The organism is Ignatzschineria rhizosphaerae (assembly GCF_022655595.1).
Classification (GTDB): domain Bacteria; phylum Pseudomonadota; class Gammaproteobacteria; order Cardiobacteriales; family Wohlfahrtiimonadaceae; genus Ignatzschineria; species Ignatzschineria rhizosphaerae.
Genome location: NZ_CP093379.1, coordinates 876,930 through 900,180, shown reverse-complemented (window position 1 = coordinate 900,180; position 23,251 = coordinate 876,930). Strand labels below are relative to the sequence as shown.

Below are 23,251 nucleotides of genomic sequence, written 5' to 3'. Positions count from 1 at the left end.
GTTTTGTTTAGTTCAAAAACAGCGTGAGCTGTTGAGCCTGAACCTGCAAAGAAATCAAGTACAAGATCTTGCTCTGAGACAATGATATTAATAAGCTCAGAAACAAGCTTGATCGGCTTAGGGTTACTAAATGGATGAAATCCAAAAAGATCCAGTAAATCATCGCTACCATCACTAGTTGTTCCAGATTTATCTAGCAATGATTCGTTAATAAGTATCGAGCGTGGTTTCTTACCTTTTGGTAAACGCTGCTTAAACTGAACTGACCAATTACCATCATTTTTTTGAAAAATTCGTATATCACCTTTTTCCAAATCAGATTGAAAGCGAGCCTCAGAACGTAACCAGCTTATTTTATTTCCATTTTCATCATACTCAAGGACTGTTCCATCAGGACACGTTATAGGATAGTACTGCTTTCCTGACTTTCTTTTAAACGTATCCCAGTAAAACTTGGATTCTGTATCCTCTTCACTATATCGCTTCAAGTACTCTGGTTTATAACTTTCAAAGAGGCGCTCTAACTTATCTTTCTCTTTTGAATACATAACAATATATTCGTGCTCTACAGCTACATGAACGGAATCATTTCCTCCACCCTTTTTTTTTTCCACACAAAATCAGTTATAAAATTTTGTTCACCAAAAATCTCATCACATAACAACTTTAGTTGTGAATGCTCATTCTCATCTATAGAAATGCATATCACACCATCGTCTTGAAGAAGTCCTTTAGCTACATACAAGCGTGGAAACATAAAGGAAAGCCAAGCACTGTGGCTACTAGAGCCTTTATCATTATATTCAAGAATCCTTTGTGCTTCGGTAATGTCAATACCTGCTAATTCAGATAGTTGTTCTTTGGTAAATTTACGGTCATCATTGTAAACAAAACCATCTGAACCGGTGTTGTAAGGTGGGTCAATGTAGATCATCTTAACCTTCTCGCTATAGGCATTAACCAAATGCTTTAACACCTCAAGGTTATCGCCTTTGATAAGCAAGTTTTTACTATCTTTATGTTGCTCTTGAGCGTTGTGCTCTACATCTGCATGAATCAGAGTTTTAGGTGGTAGGTTCGCCAATAAGCGCGAGTATGATTTACCTAACCAGTTTAAAGAATAGCTCTCTTTTGATAATTCGACTTCATTCGCGTTAATAACTTCAAGCATTCGCTCTTGAATGAAATTACCATCACGATCAAAGCAATTTGGGAAGTGTTTCTTGAGAATAGCAAGCTGTTTGCTATTGGCTGTCTCAACGTTGGAATATACTGTCTCTTCTTTAATGTTCATCTTTGTTCCAAATTCAATGATTTGTGATTAATCGTTGTCTGATTTAGCTGTAATTTTAATAGATGCTTCTGTAAGCCCAATACGCAATAACTCAGCGATAGCACCGTCTAAGCTCTTGAAGATACGAGCCTCATAAGGCTGCCTTGAGCTACTCAGCACAAGCGGCTCACCTTTCCACTCCATACCGTTAAATACGACCTTGTATTCACCTTTGCAACCCACGACTTGCGCATGATCTAGAATGCCACTCTTAACTCTTTCTTTCGCCATAGAGCTAAGAATGCAGTTTCCACCATTTAACCCTGAAATCATTCTGACTCACTCAATAATCGTTTTTGCCACAATATCAAATATCGTAGCAAAACTGTAGTGTTGTATCAGATTTCGACAAATAAGTATTTATGCAAAGTAGGGAAACTTACTACTTCACTGGTAGGGCTTTGGTGAAACTAATAATGGGGCAAAAACGAGTTTGAAACTGCTAACCCAGCAGCTCTTTCAGATAGCTATTCCGCTTGTGAGAGTGACTAGGTGCCTCGGTGATCTGCTTCATATCATCGCTACTACCAACGATATGGATTTCACTTTCAGCTCTCGTGATTGCCGTATAGAGCCATGCTCTATCTACTATTCTTCCATTTTGCAGAGCGATGATGATGCGTGGAAACTGTGACCCTTGAGCTTTATGTAGGGTGATTGCGTAACCCAACTCCATGCAGTCGAGAACGGATTGTGTTATCTCGACCTTTTCACCTGTATCTAGCGTCACTTCACCGTAACTATCACCAGAAGGTTTGGCGTTGGTTAGCATACCAAGTGAGCCGTTCTGAATGCCTTTGTCGTAATGATTCTGCGTAAATAACACCTCATCATTCATGCGAAGTGGCAAAAAGAACTTGTCACCATTAATTTCAAACTCAAGGCTGTCACTGTTTGGGTTGACCGCTTGCTGGATGAGTTTATTGATTTCTGTTACGAGCGCCTTGGTTGGAGCCATGACACGACTGCTTTCAGGAGATTCTTGGTAAAGTTCGCAACAGACTTTGGCAATGTCTGTTTTACTGGTTTCGTGAAAGTGTATTGCACCTGTGCTTAATTGGTCAGGCATCACACCTTGATTGATGAGTTTTGAGTATTCGGGGATACCCGTTGAACCTTCCTGTCTCTTGACGATATCTAGCATGGTATTAGCCACCGTTTTCGCTTCAACGATGTCTGCCAACACCTTGCCGCAGCCGATGGGTGGAAGTTGGTCAGGGTCGCCAGTAAATATCAATCGTACAGAGGGATGAGTGTGATTAACAAGGCGATACATGATCGGTAAGTCAATCATACTGGCTTCATCTATTACCAGTAAATGCTTTGGCTGGTCTGAACTTGGCTCAATAGGCTCTCTACGTAATAACTTAGCGATAGTTGAGGTGATAAAGCCAATTGACTCATGCAAGCGCATAGCGGCTCTGCCACTCAGCGCGACCGCATGTATTTCAAATCCCATTTGATGGTAGGCTCGAAGTGCGGTTCTAAGTACCGTTGTTTTACCTGTGCCAGCTCCGCCCGTAATACAGCTCACGGCGTTATCCAAACACGTTGTCACTGCTTCAATCTGCTTCTTGGTTAGCTCGTATGGTAATTCACCAACCGAAGAGCAATATGCAGAATTTGCAACTTCGTCATAAAGGTTGTTTTGATTAGCTAGTGCTTTAAGTCGTTTGGCAACGACATTTTCCATCAACAACTGGGCAGTTGGATGATAAGAGCCAGTGTCGGGGTTTAGGATGTATTGCGCTTTGTTGTGACCTGCTTTAAACGCTTCCGTCACCAGTTCCTTATCTTTGAGCAATTTGGTTAGGTATGGGCGTAAGCACGCTTGAGTTGTATAGGTGTGGCCTTTCTCAATCTCTTTGCGAATCGCGGTTTCAAGTGCGGCACTTAGTCTGCGGTGATCACAAGCTGTGATCTTAAACTGGTCAAAATTAACCAGTTTATCGACATCCGTAAACGACATCCCAAACCCAATAAGGACATACGGATTTTGTTTAATAGCCTCAATGGACTCTTCTCCATGATGCTTCAATAAGCGCTGCTGAATACTTGCTGGTATCTTGTGTTCGGTCATCCAGTTGCAGTAGGCCAGATTTTTATATTTGGCGTAACCTTCAAATAACGCATTGATAGAATCTTCACTCAGGACACTTCTAAGGCGCTCTCTTGATTCACGAGTGTCTTTTCCAACCGTTGGGTGAAAATCCTTTCCTAACAGTTCCCAGAGTGCTCTAGCTTTACTTTCACCGATACCTTTGAAATCACTTTCTCTGGCAATAAAGCGAATAAGCTGTTCACCCGTTTCTGGCAGGCTGCATTCGATGTGTTCTGGTGATTCATAGGTATGCTGCTGCATCACGTAATCACCCGTTTCCATTTCTTCTATTAAACGATGGCCTTTAACCGACCAGTGTTGGCCGAGGGCTGGTTGAACGGGGATGGCATCTGGATCAGCTTTGATGGTGACGTAATACTTGCCACTGTTAGTTTTGTATGAGTTTTTTTTCAGTGGCACGCCACTGAATATCACCATTTTGGTAGAGCTGTAAGGAATACTCGTGACACGCATTTGGTCTTGATGGAGTGCAACATTCATCGTGGCATGAACCCCATTTCTGACAAGGTTTCATTCAGTTCGCCAAACCGCTCTAGTTTACCTTCCAGCTCTTTAACTTTGGCTTTTAGCTCAATGTTTTCAGCCTCTAAGGTCGATACTCGTTTTGAGTCGAGCAGCTTGCGATTAGCCGTGTTGTCGTATTGCTTTGGTTTGTCAGCATTGCTCTTTGCAGATTCGGTCAGTGGCGGGAGTATACCTTTATCACGCAGTTTGTCTTCTAATGCCTTGAGCGCTTTTCTAAGCGCTGGATTTTGGTTAAGGGCAGACTTGCCGCAACCGACCCCTTTTGCTACTTCGATGCGGTTGAGCTTGCCTTTAAAGGCGATCTGCTTAAAGTCATCATCAGTTGAGTGGCTTGCCATACTTCAAATGCTTCGAGGTTCTGCTGCGCTCTTTGCGGACCGTTCGCCATTAATCATCTACCTCACCTAACAACTTGCGTAGACCTGTCGCAAAGCCTCTAGGGAATATTTCTATGTTGTATTCCATGTCTTTTACTTGGCCAGCTTGTGTGGTTTGCCAGTTATGTTTTTCCATACATTCGTCAGAGATAGCGTAGGCTAAGGCTTTCTTCTCGGATTCGGTCAAGATGCCAGATAGTGAAGGCAAGACTTCAACACTCGGCTCTGCGCTTGCATCAAACTGACGTACAGGACGCTTATCAATGGTAATATTCGCGTGCTGTTTTAGCAGATTAACCTCTTTGCGATAACGGTTGCGCTCGGCAATAATCTGACCAAACAAAGCCCGTACCGCAGTGTCTGGAATACGCTCAAGCAGTTTATTATCCTGTGGAACAGACTTAGAGCGTGAGGTTGGCGATAACGGCTTTTTGGTGGTTGTTTTGCACTTTGCTGCCCATGCTTCAATCAAGGTGCGGTAGTGCTTGTTTTTGGTTGCTCGTAACGCTTCGTAACCTGGGCCACCCTCTGCTGCTGATACTCGCCCCATTTGTGTAATGGAGAAATCACGCTGCCCCGATTCTACATAGGCTTTCAGGATGTCGTTAAGCTTATCTAGGTTTTTTTGGGTTCTTGGCACTTTGTCGTCTTTCAAGTCAGCCAAGATGATATCAATATTAATGTCCATTAACCCTCCAAGAGCGCAGGTTGGGTGAGATTTTCTAAGCGCAAGGACTTATCCGACAGTGCATTCATGCCAGCGTTAAATAGCTTGTGATTAGACAGGTATTCACCCGCTTCGATGTAGCTCGCCACTTTGCGGTAGCCTTCAAGTTTGTCGTCAGGGTCGGCGATTTTTGCCATTTGGCGCAGCATGGCATTGGCGGCAATGAGTTGTTGTTTGTCGTCCATTTCCATGAAAATTGGCTCAAAGCCTTTTTTCATCAGTACTCGACTGAGTTGCATCGAGCGCTTTTGAATAACAGGGTTTTTACGCAGTTCGTCCTGTAAATCAGGGTAAAACTCCGCGTCATCACAAAGCAGCGATAAGTGCAGCAACTCTGAGTCGGTTTCGATAAACTTCAAGGCATGGCTGACATCTTGCTCAGAGCCAACCGCAATCAGTTTATCTTTGGTGTCGTCCTCATTTCTGGCTTCTTCGACACGAATGATTTTGCTGATTAGCTCGAAGCACGCTATCCAGTCTTTGGTGTATTCATCGGCCTCTACTTGTTGCCTTTCATAGCGGCGCTGTAGAACCTGCATGTCATTATGTTTGGTAAAAGGCGCACCTTGCTCTTCACAGAAGAACTGCTCGTCTTTGAGTACTTCTAGCTCACCTTCGATTTCAACCGATAGGTTAGCCGCTTGGTGCGCCTTGTAACTGAGTTGATTAAACTGAGCATTAAGCGCTGGCAGGTATCGCGCCTCAGTAATAAACCAACGGCAACGAATGCAGTTTTCAGGGCCATGCGGTACGCTGTCATAGATGCGATTAACGGGAATACTTGAATCTCTAATCAACTCACCACCGTTCCAGCACCCGCCCAGCGTACTGACTTCATCCGATTTGACGGTGTTGCCTCCGACCAAACATAAGCCAGCTGAACGCTCCTCCCAGCCGATGGGATTACGGTTAACCAGTGCTGCCTGAATACTGTCTTCTTTGTGGTAGACCATTTTGCATTGAATTTGCGCTAGTGAGGCATCTTTGAGGAAGTTGCGCACTGACTGCTTGGCTTTACCCTCAAGCTCCCATTCGGCTTCACTCATTTTTTCCGCCATCACGGACGGGGTGATTTTGTTGTAGTAGATGGTCATTAGGATACGTGAGTGCCCTGCCAGTAGTTTGGATATGGCAGGTAGTGGCAATTGGGTATCCATCGTGTAGGCAGTTATCAGCGATACACGCAAGCTGTGCAGGGGGAAATTTGTGGCAACCTTAGCATTTTCTGGAGTGTCTTCTGGGTAATCCACAACCAGTTTAAGTCGCTCTCCATTATCAAGCGTATTACCTTGCTCAGCAAGCTCGTTTTCCAGTGTTAGCAAGAGTTGATACCAAAGAGGTGCCAGAAGCCACTCCCCCATAAGATGGTTTGTATTTGTCATCTCCTTTCGCTGACGCATCCCGAAAGAGAAAGGCGATTTCACCCATGCTCTCTAACTGCTTGTCTGATTTTCTCGTCCCAATGTGCTTGTAAAGCAATGCAGCACAGTCGGTAGGGTTAGCTATTGGGTTGTATTTCTCTTGCCAGTTACGCAGTTTTTCCAGCCAATATAATACTTCCTCATTCTGCCAAGGGATGATGTAGCCGCGTTCTAGTTCATCTTTATTCTGGTCGGCGGTTTTGTTGGTGTTGATATACAAGCCTGTGGAATATTGCCCTGTCATGGTGTCATGGATACGGCGAAAGATGCCTTTGCCAAAAGGACGCTTTTCGCTACCGAGCGCAAAGTCATGCTTGTCATTGAGCTTCCACTGACCTTGCTCATAGCGCCACGTATCCGCTTCACCGCTGTCTAACATGGACACCTGATAGGTGCGCAGCGGCAGATGCAATTTCATGAAAATGACCATCGCTCTGACAGGTGACCAGATTTGGTGGAGGGTGATTCTTTTACCATTTCTAGTCACTTCTTTGGTGCGCCACACGCAATCGGGGTCGGTTTTATCAATCAAGTCAGGCTCGACCTCGAACCAGTCGCCACTTTGACCTGCTTTGCCTTGCCCTGACTGCTCTTGTGCCCATGCCCAATGCTTGAAATGGCGGTAGTGATAGCTAGGCAGTAACGACTCGCCTTGTGGTAGGTTTTGCTCAATCACCGTCAGTTCCGCTTTATCTGGCAATGGACACAGAATTTGGCGCAGGTCTTGGATGTAACGATACGGAAGTGGGTTACGTACGGTTTCAGTGTGTGAGTCTTGCCTCTTAATTTTGCTCAGCGGATTGCGAACCAGTGGTATTAAGTTGCCGCTATCATCTTCTTCAGATAGATGATGTTCAATGACGTAATTAATGAAGTCACAGGAGTAGTTGATAGATTTTGATACTTCCGCGGGGTCGTTAACAGTTTTTCTCACAGTAGCTTCTAGCTCTTCAGTGGAGCAGATATGGCCATTGTAACCCTTGAAAAACAGACCAATATCAGTTACATAGGGAGCGTACTCTACCAGGTAGGACTCAAAAAAACGGCCCAACGCTTTACGCTTGTGGTCAATTGCCGCATGTTGAATCGCCATCCACTCAGCGGCTAATTCCTGCCATTGCTGCCACTCAGGGCCAAGGGTGGTGAGCATCCATTTAAACGTTAAGTCCGATGCACGTCCGTCATTTTTTCTGCCTTTAGTTCTAGCCATTATTTACCTCGCAATTTGGGGTGCTTACCTGTGAAATACCCTTGCGGGTCAATGTCGTCAAAACCATGCTCGACCAACTCTTTCCAGTCGAGCGCTTTGACTTTGGACTCAGGATTTGCCAGTTGTAGCGTGGCCTTGTTGAGTTCATCGGAGATTTCCTGCTGCCCTTTACCTGTGTAGGGAACTTGAGACTCCAGTGATTTATGGTGCATACATCGTCGTATCACCAACGGGTTAAGTCCTGAACGCTCTAAACGTCTGCCATAGCTATGACGATGACCGTGCGGGCCTAACCCTTCCGATTTGTTTGGCTCTAAGCCAATGCGCCTTAATCCCGCCGCATAGCTTTGGTGAAACGCATTCAAAGTGTATGGGTTTCCAAGGGCGCTGTGATGGAATGAAATGAACGCATAGGGGTGATGGCAGTCAATACTGGCTCGATATTTTAGGTAGCTCTTCCACAGTGACATAAAAACCTTGCCATAATCCGCTGGAAACCACTGAACTTGTATGTAGTTATCTCGATGGTCTACAACTCTTGTTTTCCAGCCAACGTATGCCGTGCCTTTCATTCGTTTGCGTGGTATACGAGCGTATTTTTCTTGTAAATAGGCTTCTCTGGTTTTTGTGCCTGAGCGACTACGCCAACCTTCGGGTGCTTTACCATCGACTTCGTTGTAAATTCGAACTATCGCTTTTTCAGGGTCATACGGATCTTCAAGTACATCAGTCACCCACAGCATAATAGCTTCACTTTCACGCAAACCGCCACCGTGCATCAAGAGCAGCATAAGCTTATCTCTCAGCGCAACTCGTGGATCTTTTGCTCCGCCAATACCATCTTTATAGAATGATTCCCAATGCTTATCTGGGAATGCTAAAGCATCGTCTTCGGCTTTCGTCAATGGAGTGCGTCCTTTCATTGTGCGAGCTTTACGGATGGTTTTGTTAACAGTTTTATCTTCAATATGTCCAAGGAAGTCATTTTGGTTTTTTCGATACCAAGCAGCGTAATTAAGGCGTTGCTCATGAGGTGTGGCATCTCGCAAAGGGTTCATTGGCTCTGCGCCATGCTTGTTAGCCAGCCAATCAGTAAATGCCGTTAATCGATGAATATGTTTATTGACGTTATCAGTTGAGCTTGGCACCCAGTACAAGCCAGAGGGATCTAAACCATCTTCACCGATGGTGCCTGTGTAAAGACGCTTAGCAAAGGTTTGGAATAGCATTTTAGGATCTTCAAATAATCCTTTGTTGGCTTCCATGTAATCCAAGAGCAAAGAAGTGGCTTGTATAAAACCATTCATTAAAGCATTACTAGCACCATCAGCTTCCATCTTTAGCAAGTAATCGGTAACTGAACCAACTTCACCTTGTTCGGTGATCAAGATGGGGAGCTGACTTTTAATGCCAGTATTATCTTCTACGATAGTTGCTTTGACTTTAACCGATGACAAGGTTCATTCCTTTATACACATTAAACATACAATACACTACAATGCTAAAGTTTTTGTTGTCAAATAAAAAGGCAGATTTCTCTGCCTTAATACACAATATACATAGTTCAAGGTACTATATATAACTTTAAAGTGCCTTTTCTTTTTCCTATTTTTCTAGTGCATAAAGACTAATACTGTTGATTAATCTTTATAGAATATCTTTAAAATTACCAATAACCCAACACCTTCCACCAAAGCCCTCCAATATAGAACCAAATTGCAAGGTTAACGACACTCATGACAAATCCTACGCGCCACCACTCTGCTAAAGTGGTATAGTTAGAACCAAAAATCACAGGGGCAGTTCCGGTGCCATAATGGGTTAATGACATCATTAAAGAAGATGAAAATGCAAGCGTTAAAGCTAATAACATGGGGGGTGCACCCAGTGCAATCCCTGCGGCTAAAAAAGCCCCAAACATTGCCGTAATATGGGCTGTGGTACTAGCAAAGAAATAATGCGTATAGACGTAGACTAAAACTAAAATTAGCATCGATAATATCCAGCCAAAACCTAGAGTATCAATGCCGTGACTTACTGCGCCCGCAAGCCAAGAGACTAACCCTAATTTCCCTAAATAAGTCGCCATCATAATTAATGCAGAAAACCACATAATCGTATCCCAAGCACTTTTATGACGTAGCGCTTCATCCCAGGTTAAAACACCCGTAATCAATAAAATTGATAAACCAATAAAAGCCGCTGTTGTGGGATTAATCGCAAAACCAAAGAGCATTTCCGGCACTTCTGCCCACATTAAAAGCAATAGTAGAAAGACTGCTGCGGTAATTTTTTCACTTAAAGAAAATCTGCCAAGCTTCGCTAACTCCCTTTTGGCTAACTGAGGAGCATTAGGCGTTTTCTTAATCTCAGGTGGGCACATTAAATAGATCACAAGGGGCATTACTAATAAAGAGATCATCCCCGGCACTATCGCAGCGATCGCCCAAGCACTCCAACTTAATCTAAAATCAGCCCCTAATCCTTCTGCAATTAAGTTCACAATCATCGGGTTTGGTGCAGTTGCCGTAATAAACATCGCTGAAGTAATCGGGTTTGTATTATAGTTGACAAGCGCTAAAAATCGGCCCATTTTACGAGAAGATGCCGGATCATCAGGCATAGAATCAAAACCTGTGGCTATTGATTTCATTATGGGATGAATAATGCCGCCACCTCTAGCAGTATTACTAGGCGTAACGGGCGCTAAAATTAATTCCGAAAAAGTTAAAGAGTAAGCAATACCTAATGTTCGCTTCCCAAAAAGAGAAATCAGCCAATAACCAATACGAGCCCCTAACCCTGTTTTATTTAAACTAATAGAAATCATCATAGAGATTCCAATGAGCCAAATTAAACTGTTAGAAAACCCACTTAATGCTGCATCTAAAGAGGCCTTCGCATCGCCAGGATGAGTTACTTGTGTCAGAGCAACTGTTGCAATTGCAATAACAGAAATAGCTCCTATGGGAAGCGCTTTACCAATAATCGCGGCAATCGTTCCTATAAAAAGTGCCAATAGTTGCCATGCATTTTGAGATACACCATCAGGTGCCGGAATCACAAACCAAATTAACAATATAATGATGAGCGAAATCATCCCTGGAATCAGCTTCACCGGTTTAAGTCCCATAAAATTATTACCTACCATTTAATGACATTATTTAAATCAACCACATTTCATATATCATCTTATAAATGTGTGTTAGCCCCACTCATACTAGCTTTATCAAATTTATTCCCACATCAGCACAAATGAGAACAAATCTCTAATAATAGAAAGTCTTAATATAGTAGATCATATTTTAAAAATGTCATCTTTCTATGAATATTTGTTTAAATCTCCCCATAGGCTCACTATAAAGAGGCAATATCTCAAGAGAATAAAAACTATAAAAGACTTTATATTTTCAATGGCACCATAAAAAAAAGCCCTTATTTAAGGGCTCTTCATCATCTGCTAGGATCTTTAATTTAAGATCATTGAATCTCTTATTAGAGTGGTGAAACATTCATACTACGACCACTACCAACTAAACGCACACGCTGAGCGGGATGGAATACTGAGATATCTTGCTTTTGAACAACGGCAATTGTTCTACCATCATCTGTTTTAATCTCTAACTCAACAGCTTGTGTTTTTCCCATCTGTTGACCGGCTTTACTTCCCGCCATACCACCAGCGATTGCCCCCACTGCCGTTGTAATATTACGTCCACGGCCACCACCCACAGAATTTCCTAATACGCCACCTAATACAGCACCTGCAATAACGCCTAATTCAGATTCATCATCTTGAATAACCACAGGACGAACATTTAAGACTGTGCCATACGTTACTTCTCTTACTGTTTTTGCTTGATTGCCGGTATAGACATCGCCAGAATAGACGCTTGAGTTTGTACAGCCTGCTAATGTTAATACTGCAAGACCCACTAATGTCATTTTTTTCATTCTTTTACCCTCTTATCAAATTGATACGGAACAGCTTTTTAGATTGATATAAAATCTTCCTATATTTTAAATTATATCAAAGAATCTCTCATTCATACGATTTCATAGTATCTTATACAATAACCGATGAAACAATAACATTATTTACTTCTATATGGCCTATAAAAAGACAACTTTTTTAGAGTCTGTTGAACATTCATAATTTCAACCAAATATAAGCACAGGCTAAAGCAACATTACTGATATAGCTATTTTTCAACTTATCATATCGTGTTGCTATGCCTCTGAAATGCTTTAAAGTTGCAAACATATTCTCGACAACATGCCGAGCTTTATAAATATGCCAGTCCATGTGGGTATTGCCAGATAAGCTGTTTCTTTTATTAGGAATATTAGGGTGAACTCCTTGATGAGATAAGGATTCACTTACTTTTTCAGATATATATCCTCGATCGGCATTTAGTAATTTTGTTTCATTTAAATAAACTTTTTCAATCAGCTCTGGGGCAACTTTGACATCATGAGTTACCCCATCGCTGATTATAAAGTCGAGAGGGTTACCATGAGCATCCACTATAAGATGGATTTTAGTACTATTACCGCCAGCGCTTTTGGCAATAGCTTGAGATTCTAGGCTAGAAGACCTAGCACTACTTTGGTGTGCTCTGATGTGAGTCGCATCGATGGATAGCCATTCCATATCAGGATCTTGAATTAACATTTTGAATATTTTAGAAAACTTATCAAGCTTGGACCATCGCCTAAAAGCTTTAAAAACCGTATTAGGCTTTCCAAAGCATTCGGGAAGATAGCGCCATTGGCAGCCTGTTTTAAGGCGAAATAAAATGCCTGTAAAAATATTTCTTAAATTTGGTTTGTCATAAATATTTAAATCTAGGAGAATAGGCTTTAGCTTCAACCAAAGCTGGTCATTCAGTAACGTTTGGGGCATAGAATAGAGAGTTTGTAATGTTTTTTTGACGATTACATTTTACAACTCTCTATTTTTTATTCCAAATGTTCAACAGACCCTAAATACTCTCAATCTCTTTTTCTTCTAAATAGATCTTCTCTCGGGCACAATCTACGACATCAATTTGATCTAATCGAGGAAATCGGGGAATACCATTTTTCGTAAAGCCATTATGAAAATAGATAATCACAGTGCCAAGCTCAGGGGGCGATTGTCTCATCTCATCTGTTAGCCCAGATCCGACTCTAAATCTCCTAATTTCACCATCAATTACTGTTTCTACCTCTAAAGCCCCCACCATATCAAGATACTTCCCTTTTCCTTGCGTATAACCCCTGACAATCGCGCAACCATCATCGACCTCTTTTACTTTTAACAACGCATCATGGCGAATATAGGGCCGGTAAAGCGCAGCTTCATGATGAAGCATTAATCCCTCACCTCCATTATCAATAATATCCCTTAATAATTGCTCTAAAGCCTCTAGTGTTGGGATTTTTTGTTGATGAACCATTTTAAGATGAGGATTTAGTATAGAAAGCTCATTAATATGCTGTTTCATTACCTCAATACGCTCTGTGAAAGGGGCTTTATTAGCAGGTAGATCAAAGATTTGATAAGTCACTTGATGCCATAAAGGATCTGCCACATCACTACGAGCGATTAATCCTGATAAGGTTTCAAAGGTTTCTCTTCCTAACCAGATCTCCCCATCTAATGGCTCTTTCCCTAAATTTTCAGTAAACCAATCAGGAGCGACAATCGCATATCCTTGCCTTGAGAAAAGTGTTGTCCCATCCCAATATCCTCGAATACCATCGAGCTTTTCACTGACATAATATTCCTCAATGTTTAAAGTAGATTCTTTTTGCGGCGTTAAGCTAATACCATGCTGTAGTGGCATTCCTACTGCGCTACTGATGATCATCAAGAGTAAAAATAGAAATAGCGCCCTTAATAAGGCGCTATTAATCAAATTAAAATCTTGCGATATTCTCTGCTTATCTCTCATCATGCCTCTCCTTTATCTTTAATCTATTACCTAGATATCTTAACTATAGGCTGATGAACAAGGCTTTCGGGAGCTTGATTTTTGAAAAGCGAATAATACGCTAGTGGCAATAATTTTATAATTGTTTATCAATACGGCGAATCGGAATATTTAATAGCAGTAAAATCCCCCCTACAATTACAAGCGCCATAATCACGGTGAAGAAGATATCCGGAAGATCTGCAATTGTATCAGCATGCACATTCCCCCCTACTTTTGAAGCCACTAAGTTTCCAAGTGAAAGCGAAGCAAACCATAATCCCATAATTTGTCCACGAATCATTTTCGGCGCGATCTTCGTCATAATAGATAACCCTACTGGGCTTAAGCAAAGTTCCCCAAAGGTTAAAAATAACATACAAGCAATCATCCATGAAGGAGATGCTAAAGCATCGCCACTAACCACTAATTTACTTGCCGTATAAAGACAGACAAACCCAATTGCCGCAAAAAAGAGCCCAAAGGCAAATTTTGTAATACTGCTTGGCTCAAGATGATAACGATTCATCAATGGCCAAAGTGCTGCAAAAAGTGGAGCAAAGATAATAATAAAGATAGAGTTTACTGATTGGAACCACTCTGTTGGCACTTCAAACCCAAAAATATGACGATCGGTATAACTATCGACAAAAAGGTTCATAGAGGTGGGTTGTTGCTCAAATGCCGACCAGAAAAATGCCGATGCGGTAAAGAGTATTAAACAGATAATTAGCTGAAAACGCTCTTTTCTCGTAAGTTTAGCAAAAAAGAATAATCCTAAGAAATAAGCCCCCACAGAGACCGTTAAAATAACGGTTGTATAAGTTACTATCACAGTCGGAGAGAAAGGAATCAGCCCCACACTAACGCCGATAAACATGACAACAAAAAGCGCTAATGCGGCAAAAACAACTGTTTTAGTACTTTTTGTAATATTTTTTGGGGTTCCCCAAGATTTTTCAATATGCTCCGCATCTGCAAAACGTTCCATAGCCGGCATTGCTTTTGTTCTAAAAATCAGCAGTGCAATTAACATTCCAACGCCGCCCACCGCAAACCCGGCATGCCATCCGAACTGCTTATTGAGTACCCCTCCAATAATTGGCGCTAAGAATGCGCCTAAGTTAATGCCCATATAGAAAATTGAAAAGCCACTATCTCGGCGCTGATCATCCTCTTTATAGAGCATCCCCACAATCACCGAAATACAGGTTTTAAAAAGCCCTGAGCCAATAACAATCAGGATTAATCCAAGATAAAAGAAATGCACAGCAAGCCAAGCGGATAAGGCAATGGAGAGATGTCCTAGCGCTATAATAATCGATCCATACCAAACACTTCGCTCTTGCCCTAGCCAATTATCGGCAATCCATCCTCCTGGTAATGCCGCAAGATAGATAGCCCCTCCAAAAATCCCCACAATTGCTGAAGCGGTTGCAGTATCAATTCCTAACCCATTATTATTGACAGTGGCAACCATAAACAGTATTAAGATCGGGCGAATTCCATAAAAAGAAAATCGCTCCCACATTTCTGTAAAAAAGAGCGAACTCAAAGGTTTTGGATGCCCAAAGAATGCATTATCTTGGGTTTTTACTCTAGCCATAATTATGATACCTTTCTTTAGATTGCGACAGATAATCGATCTTTGTAAAACCATTATCTTAAACTCGCAATGACCTCATTCCATATGAGAATATTGATCAAATGATTGTTTATTATAAAAAATTCATTCCCTATATTTACGCACTCTTTTTAATAGTTCAAATTTAGTTACCCACATTGTTGATTTATTACCCAATCCATTAATTTTATCTTTTATACGAAAATCGTTGAATCGCTCATTTGTACAATTGTTCACGTCTATGCATTTTTTTAGTAATCAAAAAAAAGTGATTCTGTTTTTTAGAATCACTCTATCTTTTTTATAGGTTATTTTCCCTAAATATAGGGTTTTCTACTATTGAATAGGCTCAAAATAATCAATAATGAGCTGCAAGTTTCGATTACCACGCCACTCATTAACATCAAGCTTAAAAGCACAATGAATCTCTTTAACGTTATCGACTAATTGATGGGCTTGGAAAAATGCCATTGCTTCAAAAGTCATCGGACTTTGCGGTTTACGTAGCGTAAATTTAAGGTGTGCTCCTTTTAAAATACGATAATCTAGCACTTCAAAGGCGTCATCAAAAATAGGTTCTGGAAATTGTTGTCCCCATGGATAAGCAAGCTTAATCTCATCGGCAAATCCTAAATTAAAGCCTGTGGCAGGTAGCTCACCATCACTGTAGATCTTTTGGCTAAGCAACTCATCACTATTAGGCGTCATCTCAATAAAACGCGCGATCTCTTCACTCATCGCCTTTTCAAACTTATGTAGATTATCCTCATAAATAGATAATCCCGCCGCCATTGCATGCCCGCCAAATGTCTCGATTAATCCTTGATGATCTCTTGCGACATTACTCATTAAATCCCGCAGATGAATTCCTCGAATAGAACGGCCAGAACCTTTTAAAAGCCCTTCATTATCATAGGCAAAGATAAACGTTGGGCGATAATATTGCTCTTTAATACGAGACGCGACAATCCCTGTGATTCCCTGATGCCAAGACTCATCATAAAGGCAGATTGAAAGCGGTAGATCCTCTTTACTAAGCGTGATATCCGTCAAGATGCTATCAGCGGTTTCTCGCATCTCATGCTCGATAGTTTTTCGCTCTTCGTTCATCGTAAAAAGCTCATTAGCAATGGCTAATGCTTCTTCTGCTTGATCGGTTAATAAGAGCTCAATCCCCACTTGCATATTATCTAAGCGCCCTGCCGCATTTAAAAGCGGGGCAACACCAAAGCCAATATCACTTGTCGAGAGATTTTCGCGCTTACGATTAGAGACTTCAATAAGGGCATGAATACCGGCAATCATTACTCCTTGACGCATTCGCAGTAAACCTTGCTGGGCAATTTTACGATTATTGGCATCTAGTGGTACTAAATCAGAAATCGTCCCTAATGCCACAATATCGAGATACTTCGCTAAATTAGGCGCAGGATATTCTCCAAAATATCCAATCTCCATTAACTTTGCACGAACGCTTAAAAGAAGATAGAAAATCACGCCAACACCAGCAAGTGCTTTACTTGGAAATTGATCCCCCACTAAATTGGGATTAATAATGGCATTTGCATTTGGCAATATCTCTGGCGGCAAATGGTGATCTGTCACAATCACATCAATGCCATTTTCACGCGCTAACTCAACACCATCAACATTAGAAATACCATTATCAACGGTAATCAATAGATCTGGAGGATTGCGCAAAATCTTCTGTACTAAAGATCGAGATAAACCATACCCATCTAAAATACGATGAGGAACAGTATAACGGACATTTAATGCCCCAAACTCCCGTAACACTCTAATAGCTAGCGCAATACTTGTCGCGCCATCTACATCATAATCGCCCACGATCAAAATCTCTTTTTGACTTGTGAGCGCTTTAACAATCATATCGGTTGCAACATCAATATTACTAAGAGAATGATAAGGATATAACCCTCTTAAAGTTAGATCTAACGCAGATTCATCCTCAATGACTCTATTTTTAAGAACCTCTTGCAGCAGCGATGAATGTTGCTCTGCACAAAATTGATGTTGCGGCTTTCGGCGAACAATTTTCATAATTTAAGCCTTTTGAATTAAAAAGGTAAACACACCATCTTCAATCGTAAAGTCTAATAATTGATGATTTGTACGAACGAGATAAGCCTTAAAATCAATCTCAGAATGGGGATCCGTTGCCAATACTCGCAGAATATCCCCACCTTTTGCTTTCATTAAAGCTTGCTTTGTCTTTAAAATCGGCATCGGACAATTTAGCCCTTTCAGATCAATTTCTACGATTGATTGATTGTCGTCTATTAAAGTCATTTTATATCCCTTTTCTACCTAATTCCCTACCAAACATCTCTTTTAATTAACGTTCAATAGTATCTATTTAAAATCAATTTTAAGCGCCCAGTATACGCCAATCTCAGGAAAGCTTCTTCCCATTTATCTTTCATAATAGACTCCGTAAAACGGACTTCTAAAGTCCACGCGACGCTGACATTCTCTTTGAATCTCGTCTTATCATGACTCTTTTGCACCATTATCCATAGAAATCCTACTACTTTATAGCATCAGAAATACACGCATTATTCACCAATGGAGCATTTCACCATGACAAATAAGCCCTTCCTGCGTAAAATTAAAATAATGCTAACTTATTGAAAAAGGAGCCACAATGAATCCTCAGATAACAAATTTTTTTGAGAATATCAAAAAAGGTAATATAGATGCCATAAAAACCGCATTAATAGATGATCCCAAGCTACTACATGCGCAAGATTCTCAAAAAAGAACAACGCTATTAACTGCTGCAATGCACCAACAATATGCGCTCTGTGATTATTTTATTGAAGCAGGTGTTGATCTTAATCTACAAGATAACAGCTGTTTGAACCCTTTTTTGTGGGCTATTATTAATAATGATTTAAAACTTGTAAAACGTCTCATTAAAACAAATAACGTAGATCTTAAACTACTCACAAGATTTGGCGGAAATGGGATCGTTCCTGCTGCTGAAAAGGGACATTTAGAGATCGTTGAGTACCTTTTAACACATACAGATATTAATCCTAATCACACCAATAACTTAGGATGGACAGCGCTCATTGAAGCCATCATTCTCAATGATGGTGGAGAGCGACAACAAAAAATCATTGAGCTTTTACTCAAAAATGGCGCTGATCCCAATATGGTGGATGCTTATGGTAAAACGCCGCTCACTCTTGCGAAAGAAAAAGGTTACTTAGCCATTGCCGAGATACTCCTTAACTATGGTGGCAAATAGCCTAGGGATTCACGAATAAGATCAACCTACATCTTTTTATAGAAATCGCTCTATAAAAAGATGAGATAGCCTCAATAGATATAGTCGATTCGGTTTAAAAAAAACAGCTTAAAAATAAAACAGGACAGCGTATGAATCAAATAAGCTTGCACGATGCCAGATAGAACGATTCTTACACATCTCATCACCGATGTGCCGGCAATAGATTTGGTCACTTTTAAACTGATTTTACCATATCTATAATAGAGTCTAGGGAATCAACCCCGCTTGCATGATACCGGATAGAATGACACTTATGCACCTCATAACCGATGCACTGGCAATCCGGCTCAGTGACTTAACCGATTAAACAATATTATTACGATAGCTGAAAATTAAATGTATCAGAGGGAACGGTATATGCCATGACTATCGCATCTTCTCGCCCATTAATCTTACAAGGATAATAACCTTTTCTTACCCCCACTTGATTAAAACCAATACGATCATATAGGGCTCTTGCTGGCGTATTACCTTCTCGCACTTCCAGAAAAATGGTCGCTAATTGGTGCGTATCCCCCAATTTTAAGACTTCTTCTAACAGATATCGGCCAAGACGCTTCCCATGATGAATAGGATCTACCGTAATATGTAATAGATGTCCTTCATCTAAAATAATTGACACAAAAGCATAACCTATCAGCTGTCCATCCATCAAAAGCTTTAAACGGATCACTTTCTGATTAAACACATCCATCATCTGATCCCGGCTCCATGGAACAGGATATGCTCTCACCTCAATCTCTAAGATCTCATCTAAATCTGCTAAAGTTGCTTCCTCAATTTTTAATAATTGCTGAATATCCACTCTCAATTCTCCTTTTATGCCAACAACGATCTTCGTGTTGCATCACGCTTGCAATCGACGCTCTTTATCCCGCTCACAAAAAATCTGAACCTTTTAAGGCAGATTGATAGTTTGGAGATAAGATAATTGCTGATATTTTTAACGATTAACCTCTAATCATCCCTGATCTCTCTGAAATTTTACCGCTCGATAACTCTAAGCAATGGATTTTATCCCTTTGTTAGAATTAACCGAGCTGTCTTCGGAGAAACTTAAGGTCTTGCCAGAAGTTCGCTTTTAAGCGGGAGTTTTTTGCATAAACTCGCGGAGAATGAGAAATCACCACAGGAACCTCAAAATCATCGATACGAATAAGATGCCTTTCTCGACGAAGCGATTCAAATGGGAGCTCTTTTTGTAATAAAAACTTCACAGAAGTTCGCCCTAATAAGAAGATCATCTCTGGGGAAACTTCTAAAATCTCACGTTTTAAAACTTGAAAACAAGCATGCCATTCTTTATCACTCACATCCCGAAGCTCAGGTGGCCGGCATTTAATAAATGGCGTGATATAGAGCATATCGGGCGATAATCCCACAGCTTTCATCGCTTTAAAGAAAAAGGATTCATCACTACGATCTAAAACATGCCCTTGGAACATCTCTTCCTTTAAGGGGATATCTGTAATAATCATTACACGCGCATTTTGAGATTGCCTTGGTAATGTGACTTGATGTCTACTTTGTGAAAAATCGCAGCCTAAGCAATTTTTAATAGCCTGCGCAAAAGGCTCCGCGAAAATTGAAGCTTGCGCATTATAAGAAAATGCTTTGGCTTCAAAAGCTGATTTAACAGCGATAGATTCTGCAACTTTTGGTGCTACATTGACACGCAATCCATCAGTAACCTCTTGTAACTGCTGACTAAAACGCTCCTTATTAATAGAGAGATTTGCAGCGTAATTAGCACTTTGTAAATCTTCCGCAAGATGCGCAGGCTCTTCTCGGCGAGAAATATCTTTAGAGAGTGCTTCGCTATTAGCGATCATATTTACAGGTGATTGTTGCCCATTTTGTGAAACAACTGATGGAGAAATACCTTTTGCCGCAAGTTTTAAGGCTTTGAGATTTTCTTGAACTTGTGGAAGATCCTCTTGCTGACACCAAGCTTGGATTCCTAGTAGTTTCAAGTACTCTGCTTGCCTAATATCCATCTAAATTTATTCCCTCACAACAATTACTCTATTTAAGCACCAGTTACGGTTATCGTTCAAGATTTATAGTTTTAAAACTTGCTCTAAACACCGCATATCATCACTATCTTTACGGTAAATAACTTTATCTCGATTAATTTTTGTTATCCGTTTCTACAGTATCAGTCTCAACATTATCCGTTGATTCCTCGGCATCTGTACCATTAATCCCCTCTTTATGTGCTTGGCGTTGACTCTTTTCACTCTTAAGCTGATCACGCTTACGATGACGTAATATTGCATAAATTGGGCCAGATAAACCATAGCCAAAGAGTACTAAGAAAATAGCCTCCCCTGGGAATCTAACGATACATACCAGTAATATACTGAGTGTGATCACTACTAAAACCCATACAAAAAATGGCACTGGATTTTGAAAGTGAATGTCTTTAAAACTAAAGAACTTAATATTGGTCACCATCATTAAGCCACTATAAAGTGTTAAAAACAGTGCCCCATAATCTTTTAAAGGCCCCGAAAGTTGTAAACTTTCACCAAACCAGACAAAGCCTACAACAATAGCGGCAGCTGTTGGACTTGGCATTCCCACGAAGAAACGCTTATCAACACTCCCAATTTGCACATTAAATCGTGCTAATCTAAGCGCTGCGCAGGCTAAATAGAGATATGCAACAAACCAAGAGATCCCACCTAAAGAGATTCCCCCAATAAGATTCACAAAATGGCCTTCTTTAAGTGCCCAAAGATAGATAATCAGCGCTGGCGCTATACCAAACGAGATAAGATCTGACAAAGAGTCATACTGCTCACCAAAAGCACTTGAACTATTTGTCATTCTTGCAACACGACCATCTAAGCCATCAAAGATCATCGCCACAAAGACTAAAATAGCAGCTTGCGTGAAGGTTTGTGTCGTATCACCTGAGTGAGATCCATAATAAGCATCTAACGCGGTGAGAATTGCTAAAAATCCACAGAGCATTGCCGCCGTTGTAATTAAGTTCGGCAATACATAGATTGCATTACTTTTTTTCTGTGAAGTTTTACTATTATCTTTCTGATTGATCATATTCTTAAGAAACCTAAAATAAGTAAGAGTACATTATAGCATCCTCCCTTTTTTTATTAAGGATGAACTTCTCTTAAGCCCATATTTTCCTCACAATAATCTGCCTATATTGCTTAAGATGCGCTAAATATCATATTATTCAATAATAAAATTTAGTATGATGCTCCGATAATCATCCGTAATTATGGCCTTAAAAACAGGATAAATAACATAATGACACAAAAAGCGACTATCTCTTTGATTCTAGCAATGGCAGATAATGGCACTATTGGCGATAATAACGCGCTCCCTTGGCATCTTCCAAATGATCTGCGTTTTTTTAAAAATAGCACGCTTGGTAAACCAATTATCATGGGTCGCAAAACCTATGAATCAATTGGTAAACCACTACCCGGTCGCGAAAACATCGTGATTTCTCGCCAACTAAGCCATGATGCGATTCCTGGTTGTAGCATTTTCAATAGCCTACAAGCAGCTATTGATGCCATTAATGAACGTCAAGATACGCCAGAAATCATGATTATGGGCGGTGCGCAGATCTATCAAGAATCCTTACCACTCATGAATCGCCTCTACTTAACCCACGTTCATGCAAATGTAGCAGGAGATACTAAAATGCCCGCTTTTGACTTTACAAATGCGCAATTAATCTTTGAAGAATCTCACCAAAAAGATGAGAAAAATCATTATGATTACACCTTCGAAATCTGGGATTTTCAGTAAACTTTAGATCTCAAAAATCTTTATTCTATGAAACCCCTCCGGCACTTTACCCTCACCCATTAAGAGATTAGCTTTTTTATGACGACTCCCACTGCCCGTTCCCCTAAAAATGGATCACAATATTTTTTCGAAGGCTTTAGTATTATGATGCGCCCAGGTTTGAAGCGCTTTGTATTTATGCCGATAGTCGTTAATATTTTAATCTTAGGATCGGCATTTATCTGGCTCTTTTATCAAGTTGATGGCTGGGTCAATGATCTTTTAAGCTTTTTACCTTCTTGGCTACATTGGTTAAGCTTTGTGCTGTGGCCTTTGATCTTAGCGTCAATCATCTTAATATTTGGTTACTTCTTTAGTACTCTTGCCAATATTATTGCCGCCCCTTTTAACGGAATTCTAGCAGAAAAAGTTGAAGAAGAACTCAGCGGTATTCCTGCAAAAGCACTCCCTTGGAGTGATTTTGTTAAAGATGTTCCTCGCATGATTAATCGAGAACTAATTCGCCTTGGCTACTATCTACCTAGAGTTCTCCTTTTATTGGTGATCTCATTTATTCCTGTGGTTAACATTATCTCCCCACTTCTGTGGTTTCTTTTTGGCTCTTGGATGATGGTCATTCAATATTGTGACTACGCGTTTGATAACCACAAAATCTCCTTTACAGAGATGAAAAACACCCTTGCAAAAGATCGTTTCAGTAATATGCCATTTGGCGCTTTAATCTCTATCATCACGATGGTTCCGCTAGCTAATCTATTGATCATGCCAGCAGCTGTTTGTGGTGGTACTGCAATGTGGGTAGATCGTTATCGTCGTCAATATCCGCATCAATAACGACCCTTAAAAATGT

The 23,251-nt window shown here is 40.7% G+C and carries 17 protein-coding genes and 3 pseudogenes; 3 read left to right on the top strand and 17 right to left on the bottom strand.

Annotated elements, in window-relative coordinates:
• Positions 1-14: 14 nt before the first annotated feature.
• The 14 genes and pseudogenes from MMG00_RS14345 to MMG00_RS03840 form a co-directional block, all read right to left on the bottom strand.
• Positions 15-934, bottom strand: a pseudogene (locus MMG00_RS14345) (site-specific DNA-methyltransferase); the annotation flags it as partial.
• 387 nt (positions 935-1,321) lie between these two features.
• The gene (locus tag MMG00_RS03900; protein WP_242149481.1) at positions 1,322-1,606 is read right to left on the bottom strand and encodes a hypothetical protein; all 285 of its coding nucleotides are present in this window, start codon (positions 1,604-1,606) and stop codon (positions 1,322-1,324) included.
• 169 nt (positions 1,607-1,775) lie between these two features.
• Positions 1,776-3,935 (bottom strand): AAA family ATPase, encoded by a 2,160-nt coding sequence (locus MMG00_RS03895; protein WP_242149478.1) that lies wholly within the window; start codon positions 3,933-3,935, stop codon positions 1,776-1,778.
• Positions 3,932-4,368 (bottom strand): annotated as a pseudogene (locus MMG00_RS03890) (VPA1267 family protein). The gene MMG00_RS03895 and the pseudogene MMG00_RS03890 overlap by 4 nt, the downstream one beginning before the upstream one ends.
• Positions 4,368-5,045 (bottom strand): gamma-mobile-trio protein GmtX, encoded by a 678-nt coding sequence (gene gmtX, locus MMG00_RS03885; protein ID WP_034823168.1) that lies wholly within the window; start codon positions 5,043-5,045, stop codon positions 4,368-4,370. The pseudogene MMG00_RS03890 and the gene gmtX overlap by 1 nt, the downstream one beginning before the upstream one ends.
• Positions 5,045-7,715: pseudogene (gmtZ, locus tag MMG00_RS14290) on the bottom strand (gamma-mobile-trio integrase GmtZ). The gene gmtX and the pseudogene gmtZ overlap by 1 nt, the downstream one beginning before the upstream one ends.
• Complete coding sequence (gmtY, locus tag MMG00_RS03875; RefSeq protein ID WP_242149471.1) at positions 7,715-9,172, bottom strand: gamma-mobile-trio recombinase GmtY; 1,458 nt, start codon at positions 9,170-9,172, stop codon at positions 7,715-7,717. The pseudogene gmtZ and the gene gmtY overlap by 1 nt, the downstream one beginning before the upstream one ends.
• Positions 9,173-9,381: 209 nt before the next feature.
• Positions 9,382-10,848 carry a DASS family sodium-coupled anion symporter gene (locus tag MMG00_RS03870; protein WP_242151683.1) on the bottom strand — a complete coding sequence of 489 codons (1,467 nt, stop codon included), beginning with the start codon at positions 10,846-10,848 and terminating at the stop codon, positions 9,382-9,384.
• Positions 10,849-11,210: 362 nt separating this feature from the next.
• Positions 11,211-11,669 (bottom strand): outer membrane lipoprotein, encoded by a 459-nt coding sequence (locus MMG00_RS03865; RefSeq protein ID WP_242151680.1) that lies wholly within the window; start codon positions 11,667-11,669, stop codon positions 11,211-11,213.
• 196 nt (positions 11,670-11,865) lie between these two features.
• Positions 11,866-12,621, bottom strand: coding sequence for an IS5 family transposase (locus MMG00_RS03860; RefSeq protein ID WP_242151565.1), 756 nt, complete (start codon positions 12,619-12,621; stop codon positions 11,866-11,868).
• A gap of 79 nt (positions 12,622-12,700) precedes the next feature.
• Positions 12,701-13,657 carry a DNA ligase gene (locus MMG00_RS03855; protein ID WP_242151677.1) on the bottom strand — a complete coding sequence of 319 codons (957 nt, stop codon included), beginning with the start codon at positions 13,655-13,657 and terminating at the stop codon, positions 12,701-12,703.
• 112 nt (positions 13,658-13,769) lie between these two features.
• Complete coding sequence (locus MMG00_RS03850) at positions 13,770-15,278, bottom strand: peptide MFS transporter (protein ID WP_242151675.1); 1,509 nt, start codon at positions 15,276-15,278, stop codon at positions 13,770-13,772.
• Positions 15,279-15,632: 354 nt separating this feature from the next.
• Positions 15,633-17,357 (bottom strand): single-stranded-DNA-specific exonuclease RecJ, encoded by a 1,725-nt coding sequence (recJ, locus tag MMG00_RS03845; RefSeq protein ID WP_242151672.1) that lies wholly within the window; start codon positions 17,355-17,357, stop codon positions 15,633-15,635.
• Between the two features lie 3 nt (positions 17,358-17,360).
• Positions 17,361-17,606, bottom strand: coding sequence for a sulfurtransferase TusA family protein (locus tag MMG00_RS03840; protein WP_242151669.1), 246 nt, complete (start codon positions 17,604-17,606; stop codon positions 17,361-17,363).
• 355 nt (positions 17,607-17,961) lie between these two features.
• Between MMG00_RS03840 and MMG00_RS03835 the strand changes: the two genes are divergently transcribed.
• The gene (locus MMG00_RS03835) at positions 17,962-18,570 is read left to right on the top strand and encodes an ankyrin repeat domain-containing protein (protein ID WP_242151666.1); all 609 of its coding nucleotides are present in this window, start codon (positions 17,962-17,964) and stop codon (positions 18,568-18,570) included.
• A gap of 358 nt (positions 18,571-18,928) precedes the next feature.
• On the opposite strand, the gene rimI is transcribed toward MMG00_RS03835, so the two are convergent.
• The 3 genes from rimI to pssA all read right to left on the bottom strand — a co-directional run bounded on the left by rimI (position 18,929) and on the right by pssA (position 21,678).
• Positions 18,929-19,417, bottom strand: coding sequence for a ribosomal protein S18-alanine N-acetyltransferase (gene rimI / locus MMG00_RS03830; RefSeq protein ID WP_242151663.1), 489 nt, complete (start codon positions 19,415-19,417; stop codon positions 18,929-18,931).
• A 226-nt stretch (positions 19,418-19,643) separates the two neighbouring features.
• Positions 19,644-20,609 carry a uracil-DNA glycosylase gene (locus tag MMG00_RS03825; protein WP_242151659.1) on the bottom strand — a complete coding sequence of 322 codons (966 nt, stop codon included), beginning with the start codon at positions 20,607-20,609 and terminating at the stop codon, positions 19,644-19,646.
• A 133-nt stretch (positions 20,610-20,742) separates the two neighbouring features.
• Entirely contained in the window at positions 20,743-21,678 is a 936-nt protein-coding gene (gene pssA / locus MMG00_RS03820; protein ID WP_242151656.1) for a CDP-diacylglycerol--serine O-phosphatidyltransferase, read from the bottom strand.
• A gap of 213 nt (positions 21,679-21,891) precedes the next feature.
• On the opposite strand from pssA, the gene folA reads away from it, so the two are divergent.
• Both folA and cysZ read left to right on the top strand, forming a co-directional pair.
• Entirely contained in the window at positions 21,892-22,401 is a 510-nt protein-coding gene (gene folA / locus MMG00_RS03815) for a type 3 dihydrofolate reductase (RefSeq protein ID WP_242151652.1), read from the top strand.
• Positions 22,402-22,479: 78 nt separating this feature from the next.
• Positions 22,480-23,235 carry a sulfate transporter CysZ gene (cysZ, locus tag MMG00_RS03810; RefSeq protein ID WP_242151649.1) on the top strand — a complete coding sequence of 252 codons (756 nt, stop codon included), beginning with the start codon at positions 22,480-22,482 and terminating at the stop codon, positions 23,233-23,235.
• Positions 23,236-23,251: the final 16 nt, after the last annotated feature.

Bases quoted from the DNA above. Each gene is read 5' to 3' on its own strand.
- MMG00_RS03900 (WP_242149481.1), bottom strand. From the start codon at position 1,606: ATGATTTCAGGGTTAAATGGTGGAAACTGCATTCTTAGCTCTATGGCG.
- MMG00_RS03895 (WP_242149478.1), bottom strand. From the start codon at position 3,935: ATGAATGTTGCACTCCATCAAGACCAAATGCGTGTCACGAGTATTCCT.
- gmtX (WP_034823168.1), bottom strand. From the start codon at position 5,045: ATGGACATTAATATTGATATCATCTTGGCTGACTTGAAAGACGACAAA.
- MMG00_RS03870 (WP_242151683.1), bottom strand. From the start codon at position 10,848: ATGGGACTTAAACCGGTGAAGCTGATTCCAGGGATGATTTCGCTCATC.
- MMG00_RS03865 (WP_242151680.1), bottom strand. From the start codon at position 11,669: ATGAAAAAAATGACATTAGTGGGTCTTGCAGTATTAACATTAGCAGGC.
- MMG00_RS03860 (WP_242151565.1), bottom strand. From the start codon at position 12,621: ATGCCCCAAACGTTACTGAATGACCAGCTTTGGTTGAAGCTAAAGCCT.
- MMG00_RS03855 (WP_242151677.1), bottom strand. From the start codon at position 13,657: ATGATGAGAGATAAGCAGAGAATATCGCAAGATTTTAATTTGATTAAT.
- MMG00_RS03850 (WP_242151675.1), bottom strand. From the start codon at position 15,278: ATGGCTAGAGTAAAAACCCAAGATAATGCATTCTTTGGGCATCCAAAA.
- recJ (WP_242151672.1), bottom strand. From the start codon at position 17,357: ATGAAAATTGTTCGCCGAAAGCCGCAACATCAATTTTGTGCAGAGCAA.
- MMG00_RS03840 (WP_242151669.1), bottom strand. From the start codon at position 17,606: ATGACTTTAATAGACGACAATCAATCAATCGTAGAAATTGATCTGAAA.
- MMG00_RS03835 (WP_242151666.1), top strand. From the start codon at position 17,962: ATGAATCCTCAGATAACAAATTTTTTTGAGAATATCAAAAAAGGTAAT.
- MMG00_RS03825 (WP_242151659.1), bottom strand. From the start codon at position 20,609: ATGGATATTAGGCAAGCAGAGTACTTGAAACTACTAGGAATCCAAGCT.
- pssA (WP_242151656.1), bottom strand. From the start codon at position 21,678: ATGATCAATCAGAAAGATAATAGTAAAACTTCACAGAAAAAAAGTAAT.
- folA (WP_242151652.1), top strand. From the start codon at position 21,892: ATGACACAAAAAGCGACTATCTCTTTGATTCTAGCAATGGCAGATAAT.
- cysZ (WP_242151649.1), top strand. From the start codon at position 22,480: ATGACGACTCCCACTGCCCGTTCCCCTAAAAATGGATCACAATATTTT.